Genomic DNA, 22,313 nt, shown 5'->3' on the forward strand with positions numbered 1-22,313 from the left:
CCCGCTGATTCTAGCAAAAGATCAGAAAGACTGCGACGGGTTTGGAAAAATAAAAAATGAAATGATAACGAAGAAAAATAAAGGAAGAAAAGATGGTGCGACTGGCTGGACTCGAACCAGTGACCCCCACCATGTCAAGGTGGTGCTCTAACCAACTGAGCTACAGTCGCAGTGAAAAGTGCGCTAATAATAGCTACCTTTTTAGGCTAAAACAAGTTTTTTATTTGATTGCATGGATGACTGCAAAAAAATTAACCAATTCATTATAAAGATAAAAACATTGCAAAAACAAACCGCACTTTCCTTGCTAGAAAAGTGCGGTCAAAAATTTCAATGTTTTTTAGAAATGGTGAATTAGAAACTTGACGTATCTTGGAAAAGGCCTACTTTCAAATCGGTTGCAGTGTAGATCACACGACCATCCACTTCCACTTCACCATCAGCCATTCCCATGACTAATTTACGGTTAATCACACGTTTCATGTTGATACGATAAACGACTTTTTTCGCGCTTGGCAGGATTTGTCCGGTAAATTTCACCTCGCCAACGCCTAAAGCACGGCCTTTGCCTTTGCCGCCAACCCAACCGAGGAAGAAGCCGACTAATTGCCACATAGCATCTAAACCTAAGCAACCCGGCATCACCGGATCGCCGATGAAGTGACACGCAAAGAAAGGTAAATCAGGATGAATATCTAATTCGGCTTCAATATAGCCTTTGCCAAATGTACCGCCATCTTCAGTCATTTTCACAATACGATCCATCATTAACATGGTCGGTGCAGGTAGTTGCGGACCTTCTTTGCCAAACAATTCGCCACGTCCAGAAGCCAATAAATCTTCGTAAGTGTAACTGTCTTTAATGTTTGGAGTACAAGTGTTCATTATTAATCATCCTATAAAATCTGGTTAAACAACATAATGTTGAATGCGGGTTGGATTCTAGCAAAGCATTACGTCATTTAAAATAGCTAACACTTGTACGCCAAACTTGTCCGATCAGTTAATTTTTGATGGCTATTTTGATTTAGCGATTTTTTCTCCCGAAAAACACATCCCATAAACTGAATTTGTGAGATTGCTGTTCAGAATATTGATCAATACGTTGATGAATCAAACGAGACAACGGCAAGGTGTCAAAATCATAGGTTTTATTTTCTTGTTCCACCAAATCCCGCTGCAATAAAATCTCACAGGCTTGATCCACCGTTTCTACTGGATAAATAAAAAATTCCTGATTTTTCACCGCACTGACCACCGACTCCGACAAACTGAGTTGATTTAGCACCGCACTTGGGATCATCACACCTTGCTTACCTGTGAGTCCACGACGTTGGCAAATGGTAAAGAAACCTTCGATTTTGTCATTTACACCGCCCACGGCATGGACTAATCCAAATTGATCGATTGCGCCGGTAATGGCAATAGATTGCGGCAATGGCAAAGAAGACAAGGCACTTAATAAGACGCAAAAACTCGCCAAAGAGGCACTATCGCCATCAATTTCACCGTAAGATTGCTCGAATACTAAAGAAGCGGAAAAAGGCAACTGTGACGGCAATTCAAGCACATTGGCCAAGCAGGCTTCAGCAATCATAATACCCTTGCTATGAATATTACCCGCTAGTTCATTTTTGCGCTCTACATCCACAATTTCGCCATCGCCAAATTGCACGATACAACTGATTCGCGAAGGCTCACCGAAAGACAATGGCGTTCCCGGATATTCAATGATCGATAAACCATTAATTTGCCCCACCATCTCGCCTTCAGTCGCCACATAAATTTGTTCCTGTAAAATGCCATCGTAAGTTTGCTCGCGCAAAAAACCAAATTGTGCTGTTTTATGTTGAAAATAACGTTCAAAATCCACTGCGCTCAGAAGATTAGATTCCGTTAAAAGTGCGGTCTCTGTGAGCATCATTTTTAATTTAAGTGGCGATACATTAATCAAATGGCGATTTTCACTATCACGCACCAATAATTGATACAGTTTATTAAAACCGCTTAAATCCGACGCCGGTAACTGATTTTGTTGGGCAACCCATTGCACATAACGCATCCACTGTTGTTGTTGCTCTGCTGTTTCTACGCTGCAATAGCTTTCAATTTCCGCATAATCTGCTAAATGATAGAGTTCTTCTTCCAACTCTTCTAAAGCCGCTAATTCCGTGCGATTATCTAGCACAATCACTTTCAATGACAAAGGGTAACTCGGAATTTCACAAGGCAACGTTTTAAACGGATGCGCCGAATACCAATCAAACATACCGGTCGTTAAAATCTGTTTCAAACGTTGCCATAAATCAAACTGTGCCAATAACGCGCCCGCAGTCACAATCAGCACGCCGTTGTTCAGCTGGTGAACCAGTCCGGCATGAAGCTGAATATCATGAGAAGACGCGTGCACTTTAAGCGAACCGAATAACTGGAACTGATCAAAATATAACGCCGTAGCAACGCTTTTTTTGGCTGCAAAATTATCTTCTAGCGATTGTGCAGGCTCAGCATAAATACGTGGAAAAGAGAAAGAATCCCCTTGTTCTACAGTATATTGCACACCACACACACCCATTTCAGGTTGGTGTTTTTGAATAAAACCTTCCAATAAAGAGGCATATTCCGCTTGATCATCCGCTTTCAATACCAATAAAGTGCGGTGTGAATTTCGAATGAAATGCCGCACGGCTTCACCAGCACGAGGTTGTAAAGCAAAAAAATCCTGAGGTTGTGAAGGAATGTCGGTCACCGTCAATTCCGGACGTAACGCCTGCCAAGGCAATGTAGTGTTAGATAAAGAAGATAAAGTCACGTTAATCTCTGTTGTCTATTTAATTTGCGCGCATTATCGCACATTTCTTCCCGTCTTTCTTCGCATCGCTTAAAAATCTGCTAGAAAAACACCTATAAACAGCGTATAGTGACAGAGTTACCACGTCACTAAATAGAATTCTTATGAAATATCAAAAGTTAGAAAACCAAGAAGCCCACTGGAAATGGGTGTATTTAACGAAAAAAGCCCGTGAAGGTGAAAATGTCACACGCTATGCAGAAAAAAGTTTGCAAGAAGACATCGTTAAACAACTCATCGGCTGCCAAAACTATCCGCAAAAAATTGAAGAATGGATAAAGGCGCATTTAGCCCCTGAATTGGTGATTAAAATGGATCAGGCTATTCGTGCTAGAAGAAAACGTTTCTTCAATGGTGAAAAACAATCTACAAAGAAAAAATCCATTGATTTGGAATATGCGGTTTGGCTTCGTTTATCAAAATATTCCCGCAAAATGAAAATGACGCTCTCGGAAACCATCATGTATATGATTGATGAACGAGAGAAAAAAGCGTTATATGAAAATCAAATGTCGGCAATGAAAGCCGGATTAAAAGATTTACTCAAATAAAAAAAGACAAGTCCAATTGGGCTTGTCTTTATTTCAATGACTAAATAAGGAAATCTTTATTATTCTGCTACCGGAACAATTTTTGTTGCGTGTGAACCTTTGTCACCGTGAATCACTTCAAACTGAACTTTTTGCCCCGCTTTTAATGAGCGATATCCATCCATTTCGATCACAGAATAATGTGCAAAAATATCAGTATCACTGCCTTCTGCAGAAATAAAGCCAAATCCTTTTGCATTATTAAACCATTTAACAACACCAACTTCCATAATTTAAACCTCTTATGGTTTTCGTCCTTTTAGAACTACGTTTACTTCAATAAGACAATTGCCCTATCACCTTGATATGTTGGCATTTATATTTAAATAAATTTCTCTCGCACGCAATAAGAAAAGTTATAAAATCAAACCGAGATCACAAAAAATAATAAAAATTAATCAGCAAAATCCCTTCAGCTTGTATAATTTACCACTTTATTCATTTTTATTTTGTTTTTGTGTATTTTTTTCCCGTAATTGTTTTGCCACTAAGGCAATGGCTTCACCACTTCCCACCCCTTGCGACATTAATTCTTGAATTTTCTCAACGGCAAGCTGTTGCTGTTCATGCGTTAAATTAAGTAAATCATTCTCTAACATTTTCTTTCCTTTATTATTTATATGAAAAGTGCGGTCGTTTTTTTACGTATTTTTTACCATTGAAAAATCTGCATTAAATTTTGCCATTTCTCATCTAACCCTGCCTGAAGCGTAATTGACTGTTGCGTTAACGGATGAACGAAGGTTAATTTTTCGGCATGTAACATTAAACGAGAACAGCCAGTGTGTTCTGTCAAAGCACGATTCTGGTGTAAATCGCCATACTGCGTATCACCTAAAATCGGATGAAAAATATGTTTCATATGGCGACGAAGCTGATGTTTACGCCCGGTTTTCGGTATTAAGCGAACCAATGAATAACGAGACGTGGCATAGCGCCCTACGCCATAAGGCATTTCAACGGTTTTCAATCCGTCATAAAACGTGACCGCACTTTGAGGTTCTTTATCCTGTTGAGCAAATTTATCGGCAATTTTATCCAATTGAACTTTCAACGGATAATCAATTTTCCCCTGCCCTGTCACATAACCACGAACCACGGCCAAATATTCTTTTTCCGTTTGTTTTTGCTCAAATTGATGGCATAACAAATTTGCTGTTTCACTGTTTAACGCAAATAACAACACACCGGATGTTGGCCTATCTAAGCGATGTATGGGATAAACCAATTGTCCGATCTGATCGCGTAAGGTTTGCATCACAAATTGGGTTTCATGACGATCCAACCAGCTACGATGTACTAGCATACCTGCCGGTTTATTCACCGCCACTATATGCTCGTCTTGATATAAAATCTCTAGTCTCATTGTTGTTGCAGCAATTCTTCGATTTCAATGATCGGGCGTAGTAATTCCGCCAAATACGCCTCTTCTTTTAGAGCTTCTTCCAAATAAGGGCTGATCGCGATTTGGCTTGGCAGCGTAGCTTGGCTTTCTAAAAGTGCATACATGCGCGGAATAAAAATCCATTGCAGCCATTCTGTCGGACTCATGGTGTCCAGTGCAAAAGGTTGCTCACTCAAGAATGCGTCTTCTTGAGGTGGCATCGTTTGCCACAACGCTAAACGCTCCATGGTTTGCTGCAAATTTTGTAAATGTAATCGGGTTTGTTGATACATAAAAAAGGCCTCGTAAAGAACGGCTCATTGTAGAAGATTTCGCGTTTTTGCGCCAGCCATGGCAAATTTAGTGTAAAATTCGCCCTTTCAACTTTAACGTTACCGTCTATGTATCTAATCGAAGCCTTTTTCTCTCTACAAAGTGATCTATTTTCTTTAGAACACCAAAGTCATTGCGTGAACCAAATTATTGAGCAATGGCGCTACAATGGGCAAATTATCGGACGTGAAATTCCACAATTTGTTGCCGAACAGGAAAATCAAACGGGGTTAGCTGTACGCGTTACCTGCCCGGAGCAAACCTCTCTTTTAGCGGAATTCAATAATTCCTCAGTGGATGAAGCCATTCAGGCAGCAGAAAAGTGCGGTGTATTTTTTGAGAGTTTTCAGATTGTGGCAGAAGATCTTAATTCAGAAATTACAGCGACAGAACCACCCTCTTGGCAACTGCTCTACACCACCTATTTGCAATCTTGCTCGCCACTACAAAGCGGTGATACTTTGCAGCCAATTCCGTTATATAAACAACTGAAAAACATACCGCACTTAGCAATGGATTTGATCAAATGGCAGGAAAATTGGCAAGCTTGCGATCAGTTGCAAATGAATGGTTCTGTGTTAGAAGAATCCGCCTTGGCACAAATTACCAACACGCAAAGCACGTTGTTTAAGCATGGCTATCATTTAGCACAGGAAATTGCGCGCCACAGCGGCATTCCAACTTACTATTATTTGTATCGCATCGGAGGCGAAAGCCGCGAGGCAGAGCTGCAATCCTGTTGCCCGCTGTGTAAACGAAACTGGACATTAAGCCAACCGCTTTTTGACTTCCTCTATTTTAAATGTGATCATTGCCGCCTCGTTTCAAATCTCTCATGGCATTGGCAATAAGGAAAACTATGCATTATCAAGATCCCAGCCTGAACGCCTTAAAACTCGGTCAGCAAACTCAATATGCGGAAAAATATGACCGCACTTTATTACAACCGGTCCCTCGCCATCTCAATCGCGACACGTTGGGCATTACACAAACACAGCCCTTTTCCATTGGTGCCGATATTTGGACGGCGTATGAAATTTCATGGCTCAACCTCAAAGGCGTTCCCCAAGTGGCGATTGCCGATGTACAAATTGATTTTTGTAGTGAAAATTTAATCGAATCGAAAAGTTTTAAACTCTATTTAAACAGTTTTAACCAAACAAAATTTGCTGACGCTGCCGAAGTGCAACACATCCTGCAACAGGATTTACAGGATTGCGCCAAAGGTGAAGTTAAGGTGCAATTAAATTCGCTGGCAAACTATACGGCACAGCCTATTGTTGCCCTATCAGGCGAATGTATTGATGAGTTAGATATTGAAATTCAGGATTATGCGTTTAACGCTGAGTTACTGAAAAATTGTACTGGGGATAATGTGGTCGAAGAAACGTTGGTCAGTCATTTGCTCAAATCCAACTGCCTTATTACCCAACAGCCGGATTGGGGGAGCTTGCAGATTCATTATGTGGGTAAACAAATTAATCGTGAGCAGTTATTGCGCTACATTATTTCTTTCCGTCAACATAACGAATTCCACGAGCAATGCGTTGAGCGTATTTTCTGTGACCTCATGCAATATGCAAAACCGGAAAAGCTGACGGTATATGCGCGCTACACTCGTCGAGGCGGGCTAGATATCAATCCATATCGCTCAAACTTTGAAGCGTTGCCACAAAACCTGCGATTAGCACGACAATAAACATCAAGTGCGGTCACAAAATTTGTTAGATTTTATGACCGCACTTTTACGTTCTAAACTAAATTCTTGTCACATCAAACTTCGTTAGATCAATACCGTCTTCCGTGCCGTAAAACTTAACTAACGCTTGTCGCAAAGTTTCGGCCCGTTTTGGTAAACCTTTTTCCGCATAGACCTTCACTTGTTCATAGACCGCCTGTTTAAACGGTTGAGTATCACCAGGTTGCCCATTGAGATTATCAGCGCTGGCAAAATAACGAAAACCGGCAGCGGTTGCCAAAATCCATTCTAATGCTTGCGGTTTGACTTCCACTTTTTCAAATAAACGTTGTTGCTCTTCGCTACGTCCATCAGGTTCATACCAATAGCCAAAATCTTCTAATTTACGGCGTTCTTTACCGGCGACCAGCCAGTGGGAGATTTCATGTAATCCACTGCTGTAAAAACCACGCGCAAAATAAATGGCATTGTAAGGGCAATCCTCATTTGCCGGAACATACAATGGCTCATCGCCCCCTTTGACTAATTTGGTGTTGTATTCTTGTTCAAAACATTGATTAAAAATATGGATTAAATCTTCGATATGATGTTCCATTTTGACTCCAAAAAATAAACCCGCTTAAAGAAGCGGGTTGCAATAATAAAGCCTTTGCGGCGAACCGAAAAGGCTTTTTTTGTTTAGTTATCAGAGGAGGCAGAATCGTCGTTTTTTTCTACCGCACTTTCAGGCTGTTGAGTCTCTACTGCTTTAGGCTCTTCAGCTTTTGGCTGTTGAGGCTCAGCGCTATTAGTGCCCTTCGGTTCTTCCCAACCGGCTGGCGGTGTAACCGGTTGGCGATTCATCAACTGTTTAATTTGCTCTTCTTCAATGGTTTCATATTTTACTAACGCATCTTTCATGGCGTGTAAAATATCCATATTGTCGATCAGAATTTGTCTCGCACGTTCATAGTTACGACTCACAATCGCACGCACTTCCTCATCAATCACATGAGCAGTTTCATCAGACATGTGTTTTGCTTTCGCCATGGAACGCCCCAAGAATACTTCCCCGTCATCCTCAGTGTAAAGAATTGGACCAAGTTTATCGGAGAAACCCCATTGAGTAACCATGTTACGAGCAATATTAGTTGCCACTTTAATATCGTTAGAAGCGCCTGTAGAAATATTTTCTTCGCCGTAAATCAAGTCTTCTGCTAAACGCCCTGCGTACAATGTAGAAAGTTTACTTTCCAATTGTTTTTGACTGATGCTGACTTGGTCGCCTTCCGGTAAGAAGAAGGTTACACCTAAAGCACGTCCGCGTGGAATAATTGTTACTTTATGCACTGGATCGTGTTCCGGCACCAAATAACCGACAATGGCATGACCCGCTTCATGATATGCGGTGGACTCTTTTTGCTTGTCAGTCATGATCATGGTGCGACGTTCAGGTCCCATGTTGATTTTGTCTTTGGCTTTTTCAAACTCAACCATCGTAACGATACGTTTATTGGTGCGTGCAGCAAATAACGCCGCTTCATTCACCAAGTTTGCCAAATCCGCACCGGAATAGCCCGGCGTACCTCGCGCAAGGGTCATTGCATCAACATCCGGCCCAACAGGCACTTTTCGCATGTGAACTTTAAGAATTTGCTCACGACCTTTCACATCAGGCAATCCAACCACAACTTGACGGTCGAAACGTCCCGGGCGGGTTAACGCTGGGTCTAAAACATCCGGACGGTTAGTTGCAGCAATCACGATAACGCCTTCATTACCTTCAAAGCCATCCATTTCAACCAACATTTGGTTTAAGGTTTGCTCGCGTTCATCATGACCACCACCAAGCCCAGCACCACGTTGGCGACCGACGGCATCGATTTCATCGATAAAAATCAAACAAGGCGCATTTTTCTTCGCTTGTTCAAACATATCGCGCACACGAGAAGCCCCAACCCCCACGAACATTTCAACGAAATCAGAACCGGAAATCGTGAAGAAAGGTACTTTCGCTTCACCGGCAATCGCTTTTGCCAATAACGTTTTACCGGTCCCCGGAGGACCAACCATTAAAATCCCTTTTGGAATTTTACCGCCTAAATTTTGGAATTTTTTCGGTTCACGTAAGAAGTCAACGATTTCAGCCACTTCTTCTTTCGCTTCATCACAACCGGCCACATCGGCAAAAGTGGTTTTGATTTGCTCTTGTGTCATCATACGCGCGCGACTTTTGCCAAAGCTCATGGCTTTACCGCCACCACCTTGCATTTGACGCATGAAGAAAACCCAGACGCCGATTAATAACAACATCGGGAACCAAGCAATCAAGATTTGAGATAATAATCCTCTTCTTTCCGGAGGCGTGCCTTCTACTTTGACTTTTTTATTTAATAAATCATTCAGTAAGTTTTTATCTTCTAAAGGAATGACTGTTGTATATCTAGAACCGTCTGCTTTGGTAACTAAAATTTCATTGTCTTCAAACTTAGCCTGACGCACCTGACTATTTTCAACATCAGTAATAAAAGTTGTATAGTCCGTTACACTGCCGGTAGAAGTCGAATTAAAACTTTGATATGCCGTCATCATTACAACAGCAACAATAACCCAAAGAATTAAATTTTTTACCATATCGTTCAAGGCATTACCCCATACTTATAAAGTTAATAAAATGTTGCAAGGTTACTATATTTATTTCGAAAGTTAAAGTTATCAAATTGATTGTCTTTCTTTGTTACTTAACCCATTAAAACTTATAGCCACTTGCAACGATATAAACTTCCCGAGAGCGATCTCGAGAGGCCTCAGGTTTCCGAACTTTTACTACACTAAAGAGAGAACGAATCTCTTTTAAGTATTCATCAAAACCTTCACCCTGAAAAACTTTTACAACAAAACTGCCTTTGTTCGCCAACACCTGTTTGCACATATCTAATGCAAGCTCGACCAAATACATTGCGCGTGGAATATCCACTGATGGCATTCCACTGAAATTAGGCGCCATATCCGACATCACCACATCGACTTTTTCTTCGCCAACGCGTTCTAGCAAAGTACTCAGGACATTTTCATCACGGAAATCCCCTTGTAGGAAATCAACCCCTACAATGGGATCCATCTCCAAAATATCGCATGCGATAACGCGTCCATTCCGACCAATTTGGCTGACGACATACTGCGACCAACCACCCGGAGCGGCACCAAGATCGACCACTGTCATACCCGGTTTAAATAAACGGTCTGTTTGCTGGATTTCATCAAGTTTGAAATATGCACGGGAACGCAGTTTTTGCTTATGCGCTTTTTGTACAAAAGGATCTTTAAAATGTTCGTTTAACCAGCGAGTAGAACTCGCCGAGCGTTTTTTCTTGCCCATAACCTGTCTTGTATTTTGTAATGTCGTTATATATGAAGGCTTAAGCTTTACTTTTCAAGCCTTAAATCATCATTAATAAAAAATCCACCTTTCCTCGATTTTTGACAGAAAGGTGGCTTAAATCAGAATGGTGCTTATTGTAGCAATTAAAGTGCGGTCTATAAAACGATCGTTTTATTTTTATAAACGAAAATACGATCGTGCAATGCCAAATCTAAAGCGCGACTCAATACTGTTTTTTCTACATCACGCCCGGCTTTCATCATAGATTCCGCGCTATAAGTATGGTCAATATTGATCACATTCTGCATAATAATCGGTCCTTGATCCAACTCATTATTAATAAAATGCGCTGTTGCACCAATAATTTTCACGCCGCGTTCATAAGCTTGTTGATAAGGTTTCGCACCAATAAATGCCGGTAAGAATGAGTGGTGAATATTAATAACTCGATTAGGATAACGAGCCACAAATTTTGGATTTAGCACGCGCATATACTTCGCAAGCACAATGTAATCCGGTGCAAATTCATCAATTTTTTCAGCGAGCAACTCATCGTGTTCTTCACGGGTTAAATCTTGATGACTAATGCAGAAAAACGGTACATCAAAACGTTCTGCCAACGTACGCAATGAATCATGATTTCCAATCACGGCAGCAATCTCCACATCAAGACCACCATAGTAATTTTTCATCAAAATATCGCCTAAACAATGCGCCTCTTTCGTGACTAAAATCACAATTCGTTTACGTTTTGTACTGATGAGACGGCAATTGGTCCCTTCAGGTAAACTCAGCGCTAAATCGGCCAACAAAGTTTCTTCATTAAAAATCCCTTGTAGTTCCGTGCGCATAAAAAAATGTTTGGTTTCAAAATCAACAAATTCATTATTATGCACAATATTTAATTGATGCTTATAACAAATATTTGTGATCTTAGAAATAAGTCCTTTCGCATCAGGACAATCTGTCAATAATATTTTATTTTCAACCATATTATCCTCTTAATAAAAAAGAAACCCATAAAAATGGGTTTCTTACGATAATTAAAACAATATTAAATTTCAAAATCGGATAAAGATTGACCTTTATCTAATTTTGTTTGAATCGCTTTTGGCGTACGGCCTTGACCAGTCCAAGTTTTTGTTACGCCATTTTCATCCACATACTGATACTTTGCAGGGCGTGTTTCTCGCTTCTTACGAGGAACTTCCGCACCTAAAATCTCAGCTAATTCATCGACGGTAATACCTTCTTGTTTCAATAAATCTTTATATTTAGCGATGCGTTCTTGACGCTCTTTTTCCTCTTGTTGAATTTTCAAGAGTTCTTCTCTTTTTTCAGAAATAACCAGTTGTAACTTTTCTAAAATACTTTCTAATAATTCCAACGATTCGTTTCGAGCAAGTACACGTAAACTACGAATATTTGTTAAAACTTTTAACACTTCAGCCATTAAATTTACCTCCGATATTCATTATTAATATAAAATCCTTAACTATCATAAACAAATAAATATTCTAGGTAAACAGAATTTATCGAATTTATTTATGACGTAAAATTTCATTTTCCTTATTGGCATTCCTCTTTTTTTATTGTAGTCTTGTGGTGTCCTATACATACGTAGAGGTGCAAACGTTATAAGTATATTTTCAGAGTGGATAACGATGAAGAAAATGGAAAGGAACGTTTGCCGAAATCAGTTAAAAGTCGTTTTAACTGGTTGGTGGCGTCTTCGAAAGAACCGTCACTGTCATAGTCAATAACAACTATGGAGCGCTACTGGTTAGGTTGGGTCTTTATTTACCTGCCGTTTTAAATCATTTCTGATTATTCTAAATATTTAAAGTCAGTGGTTCTCCCTTAATTTTAGGTAGAACAACATATGGAACTCATCGATTATTCATCGTCAATTTGGTCAATACTTCCTCCTTTACTTGCGTTAGTATTAGCGATTGTTACGCGTAAAGTTATCCTTTCTTTAAGTGTCGGGATTCTGGTCGGTGCCACCATGTTGGCGAACTTCGAACCGCTGAATACCTTAGTGTATTTAAAAAATAATATTTCTTCCCTTTTCATTACAGAAGACGGTTTGAATAGCAACAACATTAACATTCTGCTTTTCTTATTATTGCTTGGCGTTTTGACCGCACTTTTAAGCATGTCCGGCAGTAACCGTGCATTTGCCGAATGGGCGCAAAAACACATTAAAGATCGTCGTGGTGCAAAATTAGTTGCCGCAGCACTAGTTTTCATTACCTTTATTGATGACTATTTCCACAGCTTAGCTGTCGGTGCAATTGCTCGCCCAATTACCGATAAATTCAAAGTATCTCGCGCTAAATTAGCTTATATTCTCGACTCTACAGCCGCGCCGATGTGTGTGCTTATGCCGGTGTCCAGCTGGGGAGCGTACATTATTACGTTAATCGCAGGCTTATTTGCAACCTACTCACTCACCGGCTACACCCCTATCGGTGCATTTATGGCAATGAGTGCTATGAACTTTTATGCCATTTTCTCCATTTTAATGGTGTTCTTTGTTGCCTATTTCTCTTTTGATATTGGCTCGATGGCACAACATGAAAAACTTGCATTAGAAGCTGAAAATACAGAAGAAGAACAACTCTCTGACATAAAAGGCCATGTACGTAATCTTGTACTACCGATTTTAACCTTAATTATCGTGACCGTTTCCGCCATGATGTATACGGGTAACGAAGCCTTAGCCGCCGATGGCAAACCTTTCTCTATCTTAGGTGCATTTGAAAATACCACCGTTGGCGTGTCATTAGTGACCGGTGGTTTAAGTGCGGTATTAGTTGCTTCACTTTGTATTTTTGCCGATCGTTTGGTGAATACCTCCGAATACATCAAAGCGTGGGGCGTAGGGATTAAATCCATGTCTGGTGCGATTCTCATTTTATTCTTCGCATGGACAATTAATAATGTGGTAAGCGATGTGAAAACCGGTGCTTATTTAGCCTCTTTAGTTTCCGATACATTGCCACTTGCTTTATTACCTGCACTTTTATTTATTTTGGCATCCGTTATGGCATTCTCCACCGGCACCAGCTGGGGAACCTTCGGTATTATGTTACCTATCGCTGCAGCAATCGCCTCTCACGCAATGCCTGGCTCTGTAGAATTTATGTTGCCTTGCTTATCCGCAGTGATGGCGGGAGCCGTTTGCGGTGACCACTGCTCACCGGTATCCGATACGACCATTTTGTCTTCCACTGGGGCAAAATGCGACCACATGGATCACGTTACCTCACAGTTGCCTTATGCCCTTACCGTGGCAACCGCAACTATTGCGGGCTATATCGTTGTCGGTTTCACCTATTCCGGTCTACTTGGTTTTATCACCACAGGTGCTGTACTTGCCTTACTCGTGTTTATCTTTAAAAAACGCTAAATTGTGATCTAGCGCACAAAACCAAAACAAAAAATATAATTTTGTTAAATTTATAAAATGCGGCATAAAGTCGCATTTTTTATACCTAAAATAAAAATAATTTTATAAAAAACCAAAATTAAAATTTAAAAAGAATTTTATACTGGCAAATTCAGAAAAAATTCATTTTTCCATCAAATTTTAAATAGACAACTTAGCTGCTTTCCATTAAAAATAATTTCATTCCTACAAAGTACCCACATTTACGTTGTTTATGTAAAAGTGCGGTAAAAAAAATCAGCGTTTTTTGAAGCAACATATTAAGAGGTGAAAATGAAAAAATTATCGGGAGCAGAAATGGTCGTTCAATCCTTGCGTGATCAAGGTGTTGAATTTTTATTTGGTTATCCTGGCGGTACAGTTTTAGACATTTATGATGCCATTCATACCCTCGGCGGTATTGAACATATTTTAGTACGCCACGAACAAGCCGCAGTACACATGGCTGATGGTTACGCACGAGCCACCGGTAAAGTAGGCTGTGTTTTAGTTACCTCCGGCCCTGGTGCCACCAATGCCATTACCGGCATTGCTACCGCATATGCGGATTCTATTCCGTTAGTGGTGCTTTCCGGGCAAGTACCATCGGGGTTAATTGGTAGTGATGCCTTCCAAGAATGCGACATGGTGGGGATTTCCCGTCCGGTCGTGAAACACAGTTTTTTAGTTAAAAACCCGGAAGACATTCCGACCATCATTAAGAAAGCCTTTTATATTGCCTCTACCGGTCGTCCAGGCCCTGTGGTCATTGATTTACCAAAAGATGTTGTTAATCCATTAAACAAATTTGCCTACACTTATCCGGAAGAAGTCACTTTGCGTTCTTACAGCCCAACGGTGCAAGGTCACAAAGGGCAAATCAAAAAAGCCTTAAAAGCCTTATTGGTGGCAAAAAAACCGGTGCTTTTCGTGGGCGGTGGTGTCATTTCGGCCAACTGCCACAATGCCTTAACACGCTTTGCTAAACAGTTAAATTTGCCAGTCACATCTTCTCTTATGGGCCTAGGCGCATTCCCGGGTACGGATAGACAATTCCTTGGGATGCTTGGTATGCACGGCACTTATGAAGCCAATACGGCAATGCATAACAGCGACTTGATTTTAGGTATCGGCGTTCGCTTTGACGATCGCACCACCAATAATCTCGCGAAATATTGCCCGAATGCGAAAGTGATTCATGTGGATGTGGATCCCACCTCCATTTCCAAAACCGTACCGGTGGCAATTCCAATTGTAGGCAGCGCAGAAAGCGTATTAGACGAATTTTTATCGTTATTGGAAGATGAAAACCTTGCGAAATCCCAATCTGATTTAACCGATTGGTGGAAAGAAATCGAACAATGGAAAGCAGAAAAATGCCTCAATTTCGATCGTCACAGTGGCGTGATCAAACCACAGCAAGTGCTTGAAACGATTTATCGCCTAACCAAGGGTAATGCCTATGTGGCATCTGATGTAGGACAACACCAAATGTTTGCTGCATTACACTACCCGTTCGACCAACCACGTCGTTGGATCAATTCCGGTGGGCTTGGCACCATGGGCTTCGGTTTACCTGCTGCACTTGGCGTAAAACTTGCCGATCCGAAAGCGACGGTGGTTTGTATTACCGGTGATGGAAGTATTCAAATGAACATTCAAGAACTTTCTACCGCCAAACAGTATGATATTCCTATCGTCGTCATTTGTTTGAACAACCATTTCCTCGGTATGGTGAAACAATGGCAGGATTTGATTTATTCCGGTCGCCATTCGCAAACTTACATGAACTCGTTGCCGGATTTCGTAAAATTAGCGGAAGCCTACGATCATGTGGGTATTCAAATCGCCAAACCGGAAGAACTGGAAGAAAAACTCCAACAAGCGTTCAGTATAAAAAATAAACTGGTCTTTGTTGACGTCAACGTTGATGCCAACGAACACGTTTACCCAATGCAAGTGCGTGGTGGCGCTATGAATGAAATGATTTTGACTAAACCGGAGAATGCATAATGCGTAGAATTTTATCAGTATTACTCGAAAATGAATCAGGTGCGTTATCCCGCGTCGTCGCCTTATTCTCACAACGTGCTTTCAACATTGAAAGCCTTACTGTAGCACCAACAGACGATCCAACGTTATCCCGTATGACTATCGAAACCTACGGTGATGAACAAGTGCTAGAGCAAATTGAAAAGCAACTACACAAATTAGTGGATGTGTTCAAAGTGATTAATTTAAGCGGCTGCGAACACGTTGAGCGTGAAGTGATGTTAATTAAAGTACGTGCACAAGGCGCAGCGCGAGAAGAACTGAAACGTTTGACGGATATTTTCCGTGCGCAAATTGTGGACGTCACCACGAAGTCTTACATCATCCAGCTCACCGGCACCAAAGACAAACTGGACGCCTTCGTGAGTACCCTAAAAGAAGAAGCCGTTGTCATCGAAATCGTCCGCTCCGGTTTAGTGAGCTTACCACGTGGAGAAAAAGGCTATTTATAGTCGCTATATAAACACCAAGTGCGGTCAAAATTCGTTGTAAATTTTGACCGCACTTTTTATTTAATTTTTTAAATACGCAAGAGCAAAGCAAATCCCACTTAACAGTTTGATAAGCTTATTTCCACCCAATCCCAGCATATTTTGAACATATAAACAATTTTGTGACATGCATTCCATTTTTAATAAAATGAGATGCTATAATCTACGTAGTTACATGCAAAATTTGTGCAATTTAATCAATCTACGATCTATTTCTGACATTTATAAGGAGTTAATGTGAAATTAGATGAAATCGCCAAGTTAGCGGGCGTTTCTTGCACAACGGTGAGCTACGTTGTGAATGGAAAAGCTAAACAATATCGCGTAAGCGATAGCACGATAGCCAAAGTGCAGGCGCTGATTAAGCAATATGATTTCAAACCCAATGCCATGGCGGCAAGCTTGCGCGTAGGTAAAAGTAAAACTATTGGTTTGATTATTCCTGATTTTGAAAATATCAGCTACGCAAAAATCGCCAACAAGTTAGAAAATCGCTTGCGAGAAAAAGGATATCAGCTGTTAATTTCTTGCTCCAATGATCATATTGAAAATGAACAAGACTGCGTAAAACATTTATTACAACGTCAAGTTGATGCGTTGGTTGTCTCTTCTGCTCTACCTTATAACACAGATTTTTATCAAAATGCCGATGTACCTGTTATTGGGTTTGATCGCCGTATTCAATCCCCCAATGTGGTAAATGTATTGACCGATGATGAAGGCGATGCATGTCGCTTAGCAGAGGAATTTCTCAAACTGCCAAATCAACAGCAGGTGTTATTCTTTGGCGCACTGTCTGAATTGCCCACTAGCAAGGAGCGTGAGCTGGGTTTTCGCAAAGCACTGAAAGATAAAACGGTAAAAGTTGATTATTTATATACAGATAAATTTCATAAAAACAATGCGGCAAATACATTTGCACAATGGTTATCAGAAAAAGGGAATTTGCCAACAACCATTTTTACCACTTCATTTACGCTATTAGAAGGCGTGATGTTGGTATTATTACAACGTTTTGGGCATGTGCCTCATCACTTAACGATTGCAACCTTTGGTCATTTTGAAATGTTGGAGTTATTAGAAAACCCGGTGATTTGTAGCGTGCAAGATTACGATAAAGTATCGCAATCTCTATTGAATTTGGCATTTGATGCTATTTCGAAAAAACATAAAACAACAGTAAATAGCACGCCTTTAAGCCGTAAAGTCATTAAGTACCACTGTTAGCATCCGTCACATCGGGAATCGTCACCGGTGGGGGCAAAGGTTCCGGTACCCCTAAAAAGTGCGGTTCCCTTTCCATTAATAAATCCCACACAGCCTGCAAGCGGGCAAAAAATTCTCGCACTCGCACTTTTGTATAACCTTGCGGATAATCGGCAACGAAACAAATAGCATCAATGTCATGGAATTTTGCAATAAATAGAGCGCGTTCACAGTGGAATTTTTGTGAAATGATCGTGAGAGAATGAGCTTGAAACACTTGATCGGCACGAACCACGGAATCCAATGTGCGGAATCCGGCAAAATCTAAATAAATAAACTCTTGCGGAACGCCCATCTTTTTCAAATCTTTCAACATGGTACGCGGTTCATTGTATTGCAATGTACGGTTATCACCACTTAACAATAAATAATCTACTTTTCTTTTTTCAAACAAACGTTGAGCAGTCAATAATCGATTGTAATAAAAGAGATTCAGAGTGTTATCCGAGAAATATTTTGACGTGCCAAGCACCAAGCCATAAGGACGATTTGGCACTTTTTCGATGTCATAGTAAATGTCATTACGCACATAGTATCCAATGGTCTGATCAACAATCACCAACAAAATCGCAAAAAAAGCCATAAATAACGCCATGTAACGGGAAAGCCGTTTCATCTGCGTTAGTGTGAAATATATTTGTAACTTTTCTTTTAAATTCAATTTCATTGGCTGTTTTATCAGAAAAAATTGGTATTCAACATAATGAAAAAAAGCCTGGAATTCAAGTGTAATTTCGTTATTTATAGCCTTAAAAACTTCCAGATGTTTAGACGTCTAAAATTTCTTGACAAGGGATAGCCGCAGGATGTAACGTTACTCACCTTTACTGATAACAAGAGAAATTGCGCCGGATTTTGCAATGACAATAAAAAAGACCACCGTTTTTACCCATCAACCTTTACAGCTTACGTTAGGCGGTCAACTGGAACACATCGACGTTGCCTATCAAACTTACGGTGTATTGAATGCGGATAAAAGCAATGCCGTGTTAATTTGCCATGCCCTTACCGGGGATGCCGAACCTTATTTTGATCAAGAGGCAAACCAACAAGGTTGGTGGCAAAACTTCATGGGTGACGGATTGGCATTAGACACTTCGCGCTATTTCTTTATTTGTTCCAATGTGCTTGGTGGTTGTAAAGGCACAACCGGTCCTTCTTCAGTTAATCCGCAAACCGGTCGTCCATACGGCAGTCAATTTCCTACCGTCGTAGTACAAGATATTGTAAAAGTACAAAAAGCATTACTAGACTCACTGGCGATTCCACATTTACACGCCATCATTGGGGGCTCTTTTGGCGGAATGCAAGCCAATCAATGGGCGATTGATTACCCTGATTTTGTTTCCAACGTAGTAAATTTATGCTCTTCTCTGTCTTTCAGTGCAGAAGCCATCGGATTTAATCACGTCATGCGTCAAGCGGTTATCAGTGACCCAAATTTCAATAACGGCGATTATTACGACGGTGCAAAACCGGATAAAGGATTAGCGTTAGCGCGTATGCTTGGCATGCTTACCTATCGCACAGATGTTCAGCTGACCAAAGCTTTCGGACGCGCGACCAAAGCAGAAGGCAATTTGCAGGGGGACTATTTCCAAGTGGAATCTTATTTGAGCTACCAAGGACAGAAATTTCTTGCGCGCTTCGATGCCAATAGCTACCTGCATTTACTACGCGCGTTGGATTTATACGATCCAAGCCTCGGTTATGCCGACTTAAAAACCGCACTTTCTCGCATTCAAGCACGTTACACGTTAGTTTCTGTGGATAACGATCAACTGTTCAAATTGCCGGAATTACGCAAAAGCAAACAGCTATTGGAAGAAAATGGCGTGAATTTAAATTATTACGAATTCAGCTCTGACTATGGTCATGATGCCTTTTTAGTGGACTACGCCTTTTTTGAACATAAAATCCGTGATGGATTAGCAGGAAAAATAGAAAAATGAGTCTAAAAAGAAACCGCACTTTAAAACGAAGTGCGGTTTCTTTTTGATGTGTTTTTCATTAGAAAATGGAAAACGCTAAAACAAGAATCACGCTAAGAGAAAGCGCAACCGTCATCATTGCATAACCGAAAGTCCCCATGATTCACCTCTTTTTTTTGTCTTTATGTTAAAAGAGCCTATATCTTAACAAAAAATTCACATAAAAAGCCAACCAAATATGAAAAAGCCGACAGATTAATAAAAATTCTGTGTTATGCCCTTAACCAAAAGTACTTACCTCTTTATAATAGCCAAAATTTTTTAGGGAGAACGTTATGGCTACCATCAAAGATGTTGCCAAAATGGCAGGCGTATCCACCACCACGGTGTCGCACGTAATCAATAAAACCCGCTTTGTGGCACAAGAAACCGAAAGTTTGGTTTTACAGGCCATCAAAGATCTGAATTATTCCCCAAGTGCGGTGGCGCGTAGCCTTAAAGTGAATACCACCAAATCTATCGGCATGATCGTCACCACCAGTGAAGCGCCTTATTTTGCGGAAATCATTCATGCAGTAGAAGAACACTGCTATCGCCAAGGTTATTCATTGTTTCTGTGTAACACGCAAAATAATGCGGAAAAAATCAAAAACCATTTAGAAATGCTAGCGAAAAAACGCGTAGATGGCATTTTGGTTATGTGTTCCGAATACTTGCCGGATTCGTTAAATCTACTTCATTCCTTTGAAAATATCCCGATGGTCGTGATGGATTGGGGCCCGAACGTACACACAGACATCATCCAAGATAACAGCTTTGATGGCGGCTATTTAGCCACCAAACATCTCATTGAAAACGGCCATAAACACATCGGCATTATTGCCGGTGAGCTCACCAAAACAACCGCGAAAACCCGTTATGAGGGCTTTATCCATGCGATAAAAGAAGCCGGTTTAACCGTTAATCCGAACTGGGTGATGGAAGGCTTTTTTGAACCGGAAGACGGCTATGAGTGCATGAATAAAATTTTAAGCCAAGATAACTTACCAACCGCGGTATTTTGTTGTAACGATCTCATGGCGTTGGGTGCGATTTCCGCGATTGGCGAAAAAGGCTTACGTGTACCGGAAGACATTTCCATTATCGGTTATGACAACATTCATGCCTCCCGTTTTTATTCACCGCCGCTGACAACCGTGCACCAATCTAAGTCTCGTTTAGGTGTGCAAGCGGTGAATTTATTGTTTGAACGCATTAACCATAAATCCGATCAAAAAGAAAAAATTGAAATCTACCCTGAATTGGTGGTTCGCAAATCGGTGAAAAAGATAGTATAAGTAAATAAAAAAGGGGCTAAAAAAGCCCCTTTTCTTCGCATTTAAAACACCATAAAAACCGACCGCACTTTCTCCCACAATTATGCTATGATGAGCCCTCAATTTACTGCATGGAATACACAAATGAGCGAATTCAAAAAACTGGATCCCGATACGGCAATTGATATTGCCTACGATATTTTTCTAGAGATGGCACCGGAAAATCTCGATCCTGCCGATATTCTGTTATTTAATCTGCAATTTGAAGAACGTGGCGCTGTTGAGTTTGTTGAAACCGCCGATAACTGGGAAGAAGAAATTGGCGTGTTAATTGATCCGGAAGAATATGCCGAAGTCTGGATTGGACTGGTGAATGAACAAGATGAAATGGATGATATTTTTGCCAAGTTTTTAATTTCTCACCGAGAAGAAGATCGTCAATATCATATTATTTGGAAAGAATAACGCGTATTTCCGTTCATTCCGGCACGTTAATACCCTCGCCCTGTTCGTCTAACACAGGGCGAAAAACACGGTAAAAACCCACCGCACTTTCAGTCTTTCCTATTCCTCTACAGGCAGCACAAACCAACCAATCGGACGTAACTTAACAAAATACTCGGGCTGATTTGGTATGTAATCATTTGGATTTAAATGCACCAATAATGGCAAACCATGCCATTGCACCTGAATCTCCCAATAACTCCCCATAGAAATCGCCGATTGTACTTCACAACGTTCCGCAGGTTCGCCGGTGAGTGCCAAGAACACGCCTTCAGGGCGAATACCGAGCACATAGTTTCCCTCTTGCGGTGGCACATCTGATTCAATCGACAACGCATTTTCTGCCAGAACATAGTTTCCGTTTTTTACGCTTACCGGAAAGAAAGACACCTCGCCCATGAAGTTTGCCGTAAAACGAGAGGTTGGATGATGATAGAGGGTATTCGGCAAACCAATCTGTTCGACTTTTCCTTGATTCATCACCACTACTGCATCAGAAATAGCAAAGGCTTCTGTTTGATCGTGAGTCACATAAAGCACCGTAATACCGAGTTTTTGTTGTAAATGGCGAATCATCTCACGCATCGTACGACGCAAATTGGTATCCAAATTACTTAACGGCTCATCAAATAATAAAATTTGTGGCGTAATCACCAACGCCCGCGCCAAGGCGACACGTTGTTGTTGTCCACCGGAAAGTTGTTCAATACGGCGATGCTCAAACCCTTCAAGTTCCACCATTTTTAATGCTCGGCTAACTTTTTCAGCAATGTCGGAGGAATGGGTTTCCTGCATTTTTAAACCAAATGCCACATTTTCCCCCACCGTTAAATGAGGGAAAAGCGCGTAGGATTGAAAAACAATCCCCACGCCTCGCTGTTGTGGCGGTAGACAGCTGATATCCTTTCCGTCACATAAAATTTGCCCTTGATCGAGATCTTCCAACCCGGCAATAAGACGTAGAATGGTGGTTTTGCCACAACCTGAGGCGCCCAATAAAGTCGTAAATTTACCTTTTTCAAAGGTAAGATTGAAATCTTGCAATACCTTGGTTGAACCAAAAGCTTTATAAACCTGTTTTAATTCAATATATTGTGTCATG

At 40.8% G+C, this 22,313-nt stretch carries 23 protein-coding genes, 1 tRNA gene and 1 riboswitch; of the genes, 10 read left to right on the forward strand and 14 right to left on the reverse strand.

From position 1 onward, the window contains the following. Positions 1 to 93: 93 nt before the first annotated feature. The 3 genes from HMPREF9064_RS04560 to HMPREF9064_RS04550 all read right to left on the reverse strand — a co-directional run bounded on the left by HMPREF9064_RS04560 (position 94) and on the right by HMPREF9064_RS04550 (position 2,812). Positions 94 to 170: transfer RNA gene (locus HMPREF9064_RS04560), tRNA-Val, on the reverse strand. Positions 171 to 354: 184 nt separating this feature from the next. Beyond that, the gene (gene fabA / locus HMPREF9064_RS04555) at positions 355 to 885 is read right to left on the reverse strand and encodes a bifunctional 3-hydroxydecanoyl-ACP dehydratase/trans-2-decenoyl-ACP isomerase (protein ID WP_006718349.1); all 531 of its coding nucleotides are present in this window, start codon (positions 883 to 885) and stop codon (positions 355 to 357) included. A gap of 142 nt (positions 886 to 1,027) precedes the next feature. Next, positions 1,028 to 2,812, reverse strand: a complete 1,785-nt coding sequence (locus HMPREF9064_RS04550; protein ID WP_006718350.1) for an AAA family ATPase — start codon at positions 2,810 to 2,812, stop codon at positions 1,028 to 1,030. A gap of 143 nt (positions 2,813 to 2,955) precedes the next feature. Here HMPREF9064_RS04550 and matP point away from each other — a divergent pair, with 143 nt between their 5' ends. Beyond that, on the forward strand, positions 2,956 to 3,402 hold the full coding sequence (matP, locus tag HMPREF9064_RS04545; RefSeq protein ID WP_006718352.1) for a macrodomain Ter protein MatP: 447 nt from the start codon (positions 2,956 to 2,958) through the stop codon (positions 3,400 to 3,402). 59 nt (positions 3,403 to 3,461) lie between these two features. Here the strand turns inward: matP and cspD are convergent, their stop codons facing one another. From cspD to HMPREF9064_RS04525, 4 genes are all read right to left on the reverse strand, one after another. Next, positions 3,462 to 3,671: a cold shock domain-containing protein CspD gene (cspD, locus tag HMPREF9064_RS04540; protein ID WP_006718354.1), complete on the reverse strand. Its 210-nt coding sequence runs from the start codon at positions 3,669 to 3,671 to the stop codon at positions 3,462 to 3,464. A gap of 204 nt (positions 3,672 to 3,875) precedes the next feature. Next, positions 3,876 to 4,040, reverse strand: coding sequence for a YoaH family protein (locus HMPREF9064_RS04535; RefSeq protein ID WP_006718357.1), 165 nt, complete (start codon positions 4,038 to 4,040; stop codon positions 3,876 to 3,878). Between the two features lie 53 nt (positions 4,041 to 4,093). Further along, positions 4,094 to 4,807 (reverse strand): tRNA pseudouridine(65) synthase TruC, encoded by a 714-nt coding sequence (gene truC, locus HMPREF9064_RS04530; protein ID WP_006718358.1) that lies wholly within the window; start codon positions 4,805 to 4,807, stop codon positions 4,094 to 4,096. Continuing rightward, positions 4,804 to 5,118, reverse strand: a complete 315-nt coding sequence (locus tag HMPREF9064_RS04525; protein WP_006718361.1) for a YqcC family protein — start codon at positions 5,116 to 5,118, stop codon at positions 4,804 to 4,806. Before HMPREF9064_RS04525 ends, truC begins: the two co-directional genes overlap by 4 nt. Positions 5,119 to 5,226: 108 nt before the next feature. On the opposite strand from HMPREF9064_RS04525, the gene HMPREF9064_RS04520 reads away from it, so the two are divergent. Together HMPREF9064_RS04520 and queF are read left to right on the forward strand one after the other, a co-directional pair. Beyond that, positions 5,227 to 6,009 carry a Zn-ribbon-containing protein gene (locus HMPREF9064_RS04520; protein ID WP_006718363.1) on the forward strand — a complete coding sequence of 261 codons (783 nt, stop codon included), beginning with the start codon at positions 5,227 to 5,229 and terminating at the stop codon, positions 6,007 to 6,009. Positions 6,010 to 6,017: 8 nt separating this feature from the next. Then, the gene (gene queF / locus HMPREF9064_RS04515; RefSeq protein WP_032997889.1) at positions 6,018 to 6,857 is read left to right on the forward strand and encodes an NADPH-dependent 7-cyano-7-deazaguanine reductase QueF; all 840 of its coding nucleotides are present in this window, start codon (positions 6,018 to 6,020) and stop codon (positions 6,855 to 6,857) included. 58 nt (positions 6,858 to 6,915) lie between these two features. Here the strand turns inward: queF and HMPREF9064_RS04510 are convergent, their stop codons facing one another. From HMPREF9064_RS04510 to HMPREF9064_RS04490, 5 genes are all read right to left on the reverse strand, one after another. Further along, on the reverse strand, positions 6,916 to 7,452 hold the full coding sequence (locus HMPREF9064_RS04510; protein WP_006718366.1) for an elongation factor P hydroxylase: 537 nt from the start codon (positions 7,450 to 7,452) through the stop codon (positions 6,916 to 6,918). Between the two features lie 83 nt (positions 7,453 to 7,535). After that, complete coding sequence (gene ftsH, locus HMPREF9064_RS04505; protein WP_006718368.1) at positions 7,536 to 9,470, reverse strand: ATP-dependent zinc metalloprotease FtsH; 1,935 nt, start codon at positions 9,468 to 9,470, stop codon at positions 7,536 to 7,538. 115 nt (positions 9,471 to 9,585) lie between these two features. Next, positions 9,586 to 10,215: a 23S rRNA (uridine(2552)-2'-O)-methyltransferase RlmE gene (gene rlmE / locus HMPREF9064_RS04500; protein WP_006718370.1), complete on the reverse strand. Its 630-nt coding sequence runs from the start codon at positions 10,213 to 10,215 to the stop codon at positions 9,586 to 9,588. Positions 10,216 to 10,373: 158 nt separating this feature from the next. Then, positions 10,374 to 11,210, reverse strand: coding sequence for a formyltetrahydrofolate deformylase (purU, locus tag HMPREF9064_RS04495; protein ID WP_006718372.1), 837 nt, complete (start codon positions 11,208 to 11,210; stop codon positions 10,374 to 10,376). Positions 11,211 to 11,272: 62 nt separating this feature from the next. Then, positions 11,273 to 11,671, reverse strand: coding sequence for an H-NS family histone-like protein (locus HMPREF9064_RS04490; protein WP_006718374.1), 399 nt, complete (start codon positions 11,669 to 11,671; stop codon positions 11,273 to 11,275). Between the two features lie 160 nt (positions 11,672 to 11,831). Further along, positions 11,832 to 12,005, forward strand: a riboswitch (Lysine riboswitch). Between the two features lie 95 nt (positions 12,006 to 12,100). Here HMPREF9064_RS04490 and HMPREF9064_RS04485 point away from each other — a divergent pair. The 4 genes from HMPREF9064_RS04485 (at position 12,101) to cra (ending at position 17,421) form a co-directional block, all read left to right on the forward strand. Next, positions 12,101 to 13,633, forward strand: a complete 1,533-nt coding sequence (locus HMPREF9064_RS04485; RefSeq protein WP_006718377.1) for a Na+/H+ antiporter NhaC family protein — start codon at positions 12,101 to 12,103, stop codon at positions 13,631 to 13,633. Between the two features lie 312 nt (positions 13,634 to 13,945). After that, positions 13,946 to 15,664: an acetolactate synthase 3 large subunit gene (locus HMPREF9064_RS04480; RefSeq protein ID WP_006718379.1), complete on the forward strand. Its 1,719-nt coding sequence runs from the start codon at positions 13,946 to 13,948 to the stop codon at positions 15,662 to 15,664. Continuing rightward, positions 15,664 to 16,155, forward strand: a complete 492-nt coding sequence (ilvN, locus tag HMPREF9064_RS04475; RefSeq protein WP_006718381.1) for an acetolactate synthase small subunit — start codon at positions 15,664 to 15,666, stop codon at positions 16,153 to 16,155. The genes HMPREF9064_RS04480 and ilvN overlap by 1 nt, the downstream gene beginning before the upstream one ends. Positions 16,156 to 16,431: 276 nt before the next feature. After that, complete coding sequence (gene cra, locus HMPREF9064_RS04470) at positions 16,432 to 17,421, forward strand: catabolite repressor/activator (RefSeq protein ID WP_006718383.1); 990 nt, start codon at positions 16,432 to 16,434, stop codon at positions 17,419 to 17,421. On the opposite strand, the gene HMPREF9064_RS04465 is transcribed toward cra, so the two are convergent. Further along, on the reverse strand, positions 17,405 to 18,127 hold the full coding sequence (locus HMPREF9064_RS04465) for a SanA/YdcF family protein (protein ID WP_006718386.1): 723 nt from the start codon (positions 18,125 to 18,127) through the stop codon (positions 17,405 to 17,407). The genes cra and HMPREF9064_RS04465 overlap by 17 nt on opposite strands. Positions 18,128 to 18,320: 193 nt before the next feature. On the opposite strand from HMPREF9064_RS04465, the gene metX reads away from it, so the two are divergent. The 3 genes from metX (at position 18,321) to HMPREF9064_RS04450 (ending at position 21,172) form a co-directional block, all read left to right on the forward strand. Next, entirely contained in the window at positions 18,321 to 19,412 is a 1,092-nt protein-coding gene (metX, locus tag HMPREF9064_RS04460; RefSeq protein WP_006718387.1) for a homoserine O-acetyltransferase MetX, read from the forward strand. A gap of 314 nt (positions 19,413 to 19,726) precedes the next feature. Beyond that, positions 19,727 to 20,728 (forward strand): HTH-type transcriptional repressor PurR, encoded by a 1,002-nt coding sequence (gene purR / locus HMPREF9064_RS04455; RefSeq protein ID WP_006718389.1) that lies wholly within the window; start codon positions 19,727 to 19,729, stop codon positions 20,726 to 20,728. Between the two features lie 123 nt (positions 20,729 to 20,851). Beyond that, the gene (locus HMPREF9064_RS04450; RefSeq protein ID WP_032997890.1) at positions 20,852 to 21,172 is read left to right on the forward strand and encodes an HI1450 family dsDNA-mimic protein; all 321 of its coding nucleotides are present in this window, start codon (positions 20,852 to 20,854) and stop codon (positions 21,170 to 21,172) included. Positions 21,173 to 21,271: 99 nt separating this feature from the next. Here the strand turns inward: HMPREF9064_RS04450 and HMPREF9064_RS04445 are convergent, their stop codons facing one another. Then, on the reverse strand, positions 21,272 to 22,312 hold the full coding sequence (locus HMPREF9064_RS04445; RefSeq protein WP_006718393.1) for an ATP-binding cassette domain-containing protein: 1,041 nt from the start codon (positions 22,310 to 22,312) through the stop codon (positions 21,272 to 21,274). Between the last annotated feature and the right edge of the window lies 1 nt (position 22,313).

Source organism: Aggregatibacter segnis ATCC 33393 (assembly GCF_000185305.1).
Taxonomy (GTDB): domain Bacteria; phylum Pseudomonadota; class Gammaproteobacteria; order Enterobacterales; family Pasteurellaceae; genus Aggregatibacter; species Aggregatibacter segnis.